Genomic DNA, 6,438 nt, shown 5'->3' with positions numbered 1-6,438 from the left:
GGCGCAGGCCCGCGGCCGGCACCGATGGTGTGCCAGCGACGCTGCGTGGCCGGCCCGCCGCCGGCGACCCCACCGCCGCTGCCCGTACGCCGGGCAGACATCCCCGGGAGACCGGATACGGCTCCGTCCAACTGCTCAACGGGTAGCTGTGGTCGGCCCGGGTAGCTGTGGCCGGCCCGACTCGCCGGCCGGCCCGGGTAGCTGTGGTCGGCTGGCGGGTCGATGATTGGCCCGATTCGACTGCAAACGCTGCCCACAGCCGCGTGCCCCTGCTCGGAAAGTCCCGCGCAGGGGCGGCACCACCTGTCCGGTCACCACGACCACGGTCCACGTCACCCTGCTCGTCGACCAATAAGCCAGGGGATGGCCGGAACAGGTCGCACCGCCCTCCTCCTGCCGGCTACCCGTAACGTATGGCCCATGTCGACGCGTGCTCGTCCGCCGTGGACGTACCTGGCCGCTGCGGCGGTGGCGCTCACCCTGGCCGTCGTCGTCGCCTCCCGGTTGGGCGAACCGGATCTGATTCCGGTCAGCCCGTCCGCCGGCGAGGTGACCATCGCGGGCCGGCTCGGAGTCGAGCCGGCGGTGCCCGCCGCAGGCAGCACGGTCACGGCTCGCACCACCATCAGCGCGGACCGGACGGTCACCCTGCGCAGGTTGACCGTCAAGGTACGCGACGAGGCAGGTGCGTTCCACGACTTCCCCGAGCAGGAGAACGTCGCGCTCGGCGCGGTGCCACAGGAGATCGTGCTCCACCGCGAGTTCGCCGTGTCCGGCGTCTACACCTACTACCTGGCCTACCAACTCGACGGCGACTGGGTCGACCTGCCGCCGTGGCAGCAGTTCACGGTGCGCTGACCGGAAGGCTCAACTCGAAGATCGCGCCGCCCTCGTCGGCGTTGTACACCGACAGCGTGCCACCGTGCGCCTGTGCCACCCAGCGAACGATTGACAGCCCCAGCCCGGATGACCCACCGGTGCTCGAGAACCGGTCGAACGCCTCGTCCGCGAGCGCGGTGTCGATGCCCGGCCCGTGGTCGGCCACCGTGACCGTACCTCCGGCCACCGTGATGTGCACGATCGCCTCAGCACCCGGCTGACGCCCGTACCGCACGGCGTTGTCCAGCAGGTTCCCGATGGCTCGCTGCAGCAGGGCAGGGTCGGCGTTCACCTTCGTCGGCGCGGCGGTGACGGTGATCTTCGCGCCGTCGGTCGGCGTCTCCTCGACCACGCCCACCACCATCTGGTCGAGCCACACCGGTTGGATGGCCAGTTGCTCGACCCCGGCCGCGAGCCGGGCCCGCACGAGCAGGCCGTCGATGATCCCGCCCATCCGGACGGCCAGCCGGACCGTACGCGGCAACAGGTCGGCCCGCTGGGTCGGATTGTCCAGCGCGGTCTCGGCCAGCGCACGCAGCGCCGCAACGGGGGTACGCAGATCGTGTGCGGTCTCGGCCAGCAGCATCTCCTGCTGCTGTAGTGCCGCGGCTGCGGGCCGGATCGCCCGCCCCGAAAGCAGGTGCCCGACCACCCCGAGCCCGCCGATCAACACGACGCAGGCGCCGACCACCACCAGCACCAGAGTGTTGTGCTGCTGCTGCTCCGGGCGCATGTCGGCCACCGCGACCACCGCCCCGATGGGCCTACGGGCCTGGTTGAGCAGGGGTTCCACCCGTACCCGGACCAGCTCGCCGCCGCTGCCCTTCTGGTAGCCGACGACAACTGTGCCGGACCGCACGGCGGTGGTGGCCAGCCCGCTGACCACCGCACCGTCCATGGGCACGCACTCCGTCCTGGACAGGTACGCCTGGAACGCGGGTGCACCGCCGGGCATGATCGCGAACTGGGGACACCGCTCGTTCAGTTCGTCGACATTGACCAGGCTGAAGTCGATGGTCTCGTCGAAGATGACCGTCCTGCTCACCGACGAGGTCACCCGATGCAGTTCGGCGTCGATCCGCGAGACCGCCTGTCGGGTGTCGTCCCTCACGATCCACGAGGCGAATGCCACGAGCCCGAGCATGTTCGTCACGGTGAAGACCGCGGTCAGCACCCAACGCAGCCTGCGCAGCCGGTCGGCGGACGATCCGGTCACGCGTACCCCAGCCGGTAACCACGCCCACGCACCGTGTGGATCAGCTCCGGCTCCTGTAGTTTGCGCCGCAACCGCTTGATCACCGCGTCGACCACGTTGGACATCGGATCAGTTCCCGAGTCCCAGCAGTGCTCGATCAGCTCGGTCCGGTCCACCGCGTGCTCGGCCCGGGTGAGGAGGTACTCCAGTACCGCGAACTCCTTGCTCGACAGGGTGAGCAGGACGCCGGCCCGGCGTACCTCGCGGCGCGCGCAGTCGACTTCCAGGTCCGCGTAGTGCAACACCGATGGCCTGCCGGTGCCCGACCGGCGGCAGAGGTTGGCCACACGCGCGGTAAGTTCGGCCACCGAGAATGGCTTGACCAGATAGTCGTCGCCGCCGTGCTCGAACCCCGCCACCCGGTCGGCGAGGGCATCCCGCGCGGTGAGGAACAGCACCGGCACGCTCCACCCCTGCTGACGTCGTGTGTACACGTAACCGATCGCGTCACCGTCCGGAAGCATGCGGTCGAAGACCACGCAATCGTAGTGGCTGTCGCCCAGTGCCCGGTCCGCGGTCGCGATGTCGCGGGCGGCGTCCACATGCAGGCCCTCGGCACGCAGCTTCGCGGCCACCGCCACCCGCAGATTCTCGTCGTCCTCGACAACCATCACCCGTGTCATCGAAACCTCATATGTGGCAGCGGAAGGTTGGCGCATGCAGTTCCACGTTCTCGGTCCGCTCGAGGCACACACCGCGCCAGGTGTGCCGGTCAGGCTGCACGCAAGGAAGCCTGCGACGCTGCTGGCCATGTTGCTCCTGAACGCTAACGCGTTGGTGAGCATAGACCACCTGATCGATGCGATCTGGCATGAACAGGCCGTGCCCACGTCCGCGCTCCGCAACCTGCGCAGCTACGTATGGCGGCTGCGCGGGGAACTCGGCGATCGGCTGGAAAGCCGGCCGGGGGGCTACCTGATCAGGGTGTTGCCCGGCGAACTGGACACCGACCGGGTCGAGTCGCTGGCCGCATCGGCCCGGCTGGCGATGTCCCACGGTGCGTACGCCGAAGCTGCCGGGCAACTCGCCGACGCGCTGGCACTGTGGCGGGGCAGGCCGTTCGACGGGCTGACCTTCGACGCCGCGCGGTCGGAGTCGGCCAGGTTGGACGAGCTACGCCGGGAACTGCGTGAACTCCAGGCCGAGGCCTGGCTCGCACTGGACCGGCACAGCGATGCGACGGCGATGCTCCGTGACCTCGTCGATGAGGACCCGCTGCGTGAGGGGACATGGGCCCGGCTGGTGAACGCGCTACACCGGGCCGGCCGGCCGGCCGACGCGCTGGCCGCGTACGACCAGGCCAGGCAGGCCATCGTCGGCGAGCTCGGCATCGAGCCGGGACCGGACCTCGTCGCGGCCCAGTGGGAGGTCCTGCTCGGTGGCGAGACGCGGCAGCCCGCGCAGCGGCGATCCGCGGTCCCTATCGCGTCCCGCCGATCGCGGGTGACGGCCCCGGACGCCCATCCGGAAATCGATCTCGCCGCGTTCCTGGGCCCGTACCGCCACCTGCTCACCGGCGCCGAACGCACGGTACTGGAGGCGATCTTCGACCGGATACGTGTCCGGCTCCGCGAAGACCGGCTCGCTGCCGCCCGCCGATCGCCGGCACACAGCCGGGTCGCCTGAATCGCTGTCATCGGAGGTATTTCGGTCATGGACACGCTGCAAACCGGCCGGCTCAGCCTGGTCGCGGGAAACCGGCCGGTTCCGGGGTACGCCGGAATCGAGGCGCTGCTCGCTTCGGCCGTCAGCGACGTACTGGTCATGAGTGGTGGCTCAGGCACCTCGCCGATTGCGACGTTCCGTCGGATCGACCGTGAGAACCTGCGCCGTGGCGTACGGTACCGGGTGTTGTTCCCGGACTCGGCGCGACTGTCGAAGAGGCTCAGCAGTCTGGCGCTCGCCGGCGCGGAGGTGCGTACCGACACCGAGGTGCCGATGGAGGCCATGGTGATCGACCGGAGAATCGCACTGCTGCCAGCCGACCGGTCGGGCACCGATCGCCCCACCAGCGTCGCGGTCTTCCGGCTGCCCGGCGTGGTCACCGCCACGATGGGCCTGTTCGAGCGGATCTGGCCTGCCGCGGTCCCGCTCACCCCGCTGGAACTGCCGGACGGTACGGATGCCTCGGCGCTGACCTGCCGGGAGCGTGCTCTGCTCACCCTGCTCTGCTCCGGCAGCACCGACGAGTCGGCGGCGGTGAGACTGGGCATTTCGGTCCGCACGGTCCGCCGGATGGTCGCCGGCATCATGAACCGGCTCGGTGCACGCAGCAGGTTCCAGGCCGGAGTCAAGGCAGCGGACCGTGGTTGGCTGATGGAGGACGCGAGCTGATCGCCGGTTGGCCGGTGGTGGCCCGCCCCACCCAGCGGGTGGTGGGGAGCCACTCGCCCACATTGGGCGAGGATCCACACCCCACCGGCACCCCGGTGGACGCCAGTGGACACCGCACTAGCGTTGCTCTCCATGCGAGTCTTGGTCACCGAGGACGACGACAACCTGCGGATCGCACTGGAGGCGGCGCTACGTGGCGCTGGTTTCGCGGTGGACACCGCGGCAGATCTGCCGGCCGCCGACGAGGCACTGTTCGTGAACTCCTACGACTGCGCGGTCTTCGACCGAATGTTGCCCGCCGGCGACGCGTTGCGGTACGTACACGGCCGGCGCGCGGCGGGTTGGCAGATGCCGGTGCTGTTCCTGACCGCGCGGGACAGCGAGGCCGACCGGATCGACGGCCTGCGCCTCGGCGGTGACGACTACCTGGTGAAGCCCTTCTCCATGCCGGAGTTGGTGGCCAGGGTCCGTAGCCTGTGCCGGCGCGGGACGGTGGGGCGGCCGGCGGTGCTGCGCTGCGCGGATGTCGAACTGGATGGCGGCAGGCACCGCGTGACCCGGGCCGGGGTACTGCTTACCCTGACCCCCAAGGAGTTCCTCGTCCTGGAACGGCTGATGACGGTGCCCGGGCAGTCGGTGTCGCGCCACGAGCTGATCTCCTATGCCTGGGACGAGATGGCCGACCCGGCGTCGAACGTGTTGGACGTCGTGATGGCCCAACTACGGCGCAAGCTCCGCGACCCGCCGCTGATCCACACGGTACGTGGCCGCGGCTACCTGATCACTCCTTGACGACGCCGAGCGGCAGGGTGCTCGCCACTCCCCAGGCCTGCCTGCCGTCGAGGCGCTCCATGTCGACGTTCCGCTCACGAGCCAACTGGGCCAGCTCGTCCGCCGCGCTCTCCAACCCGGCGGGACTCGTTGCCGCAATCCGCAACGTGGCGCTCAGCACGGGTTCGGCCCCGGTGGGCGAACGGCGCGCGGTGACGGCTACCGTCACCGCCGCCTGTGGTGCCGCGCTGAGCAGCCAGCGCAGCAGTTGCGGGCCGGCCGCCGGGGGCAGCTCAGCCCAACCGTCGAGCCGGAACACCGCCTGCGTGATCGGTCCGCTCTGCCACAGTCGCCACTGTTCCCGTACCCTGCCCCGGCCGGCGTTGACGTGGGCGAGGGCGGCGAAGGTACCGAGTACCTCATGCTCAGCGAGCGTCCTCGACGGCAGACCGTCGCGGCGGAGCCTACGCTGCACCCGTCGGACGGCGTTGCCGAGCGCCTGCCGGACGTCGGCGTCCCGATACAGCTCGACCGTCCGTAGTGCCTGTAGGGCAACCCAGGTACGCGGTGGACGCGCCCGGTTGATTCCGGCGTGATGGACCACCTGTACGGCGAAGGCCAGCGCCTGCTCGTCCTGGGCGGGCAACAGCGTCTGTGGAGCCGGCGTCGCTCTCACCAGGTCCCGTACGGTCGATGCCGGTTGCAGTACGGCGGTGATCCCTTCGGCCCGGCTGATCATGAACACCGTGCCTTCCCGATCGTCGTCCACGGTGCCGGTGAGTCCCACCACCTCCGGCGAGATCAGGCGGAGCAGTGCCGCGCCGGTGTCGCCCGCGCCGGGTAGGTCCAGGTGACGGTCACGCAGCAGGTATCTCGACGACAGCAGAAGCCACTCGTACAGCCAACGGCCGCGAACACGCACGGCGGTCAGCGCCATGACCACGACGGCCACCACAGCGGTCAGGGCGATCGTGGGCCACCGCTCGTCCAGGGCCAGGACCACAGCGACCAGTACGAGCTGCCAGCACACGAGCTGAAGCACACCGATCCCGCCGAGTCGGTCACGGACCTGACGCGAATTCGACCCGGGTCGGGGCGCCGCCGGCTCGAGCCGCTCCGGTTCACCAGCCGGGCGGGCCGTGACCGGCATGGTCGCGGGCGCCCCTGGCTGACGGGCCGCGGATCTGGCGGCGGACAGC

The 6,438-nt window shown here is 70.1% G+C and carries 7 protein-coding genes; 4 read left to right on the top strand and 3 right to left on the bottom strand.

What is annotated here, in order from left to right; genetic code table 11:
• Positions 1-420 precede the first annotated feature (420 nt).
• Entirely contained in the window at positions 421-858 is a 438-nt protein-coding gene (locus tag ACFQ4H_RS34400; RefSeq protein WP_377579402.1) for a hypothetical protein, read from the top strand.
• Here ACFQ4H_RS34400 and ACFQ4H_RS34395 read toward each other — a convergent pair.
• Complete coding sequence (locus ACFQ4H_RS34395; protein ID WP_377579400.1) at positions 845-2,095, bottom strand: sensor histidine kinase; 1,251 nt, start codon at positions 2,093-2,095, stop codon at positions 845-847. The two genes, ACFQ4H_RS34400 and ACFQ4H_RS34395, sit on opposite strands and share 14 nt — an antisense overlap.
• Positions 2,092-2,757, bottom strand: coding sequence for a response regulator transcription factor (locus ACFQ4H_RS34390; RefSeq protein WP_377579398.1), 666 nt, complete (start codon positions 2,755-2,757; stop codon positions 2,092-2,094). Before ACFQ4H_RS34390 ends, ACFQ4H_RS34395 begins: the two co-directional genes overlap by 4 nt.
• A gap of 34 nt (positions 2,758-2,791) precedes the next feature.
• On the opposite strand from ACFQ4H_RS34390, the gene ACFQ4H_RS34385 reads away from it, so the two are divergent.
• The 3 genes from ACFQ4H_RS34385 (at position 2,792) to ACFQ4H_RS34375 (ending at position 5,260) form a co-directional block, all read left to right on the top strand.
• Positions 2,792-3,760, top strand: a complete 969-nt coding sequence (locus ACFQ4H_RS34385; protein ID WP_377579396.1) for an AfsR/SARP family transcriptional regulator — start codon at positions 2,792-2,794, stop codon at positions 3,758-3,760.
• A 27-nt stretch (positions 3,761-3,787) separates the two neighbouring features.
• Positions 3,788-4,468: a helix-turn-helix transcriptional regulator gene (locus ACFQ4H_RS34380; RefSeq protein WP_377579394.1), complete on the top strand. Its 681-nt coding sequence runs from the start codon at positions 3,788-3,790 to the stop codon at positions 4,466-4,468.
• 132 nt (positions 4,469-4,600) lie between these two features.
• A complete protein-coding gene (locus ACFQ4H_RS34375; RefSeq protein ID WP_377579392.1) occupies positions 4,601-5,260 on the top strand; it encodes a response regulator transcription factor in 660 nt (219 codons plus the stop codon).
• Here ACFQ4H_RS34375 and ACFQ4H_RS34370 read toward each other — a convergent pair.
• Positions 5,250-6,438, bottom strand: a 1,189-nt coding sequence (locus ACFQ4H_RS34370; protein WP_377579390.1) for a type VII secretion protein EccE, incomplete at its 5' end; no start/stop codon positions are given. The two genes, ACFQ4H_RS34375 and ACFQ4H_RS34370, sit on opposite strands and share 11 nt — an antisense overlap.

Source organism: Micromonospora sonneratiae, from assembly GCF_042679305.1.
Taxonomy (GTDB): domain Bacteria; phylum Actinomycetota; class Actinomycetes; order Mycobacteriales; family Micromonosporaceae; genus Micromonospora_H; species Micromonospora_H sonneratiae.
The sequence above is the reverse complement of the archived record's forward strand: the minus strand, read 5'-3'. Positions and strand labels throughout refer to the sequence as shown.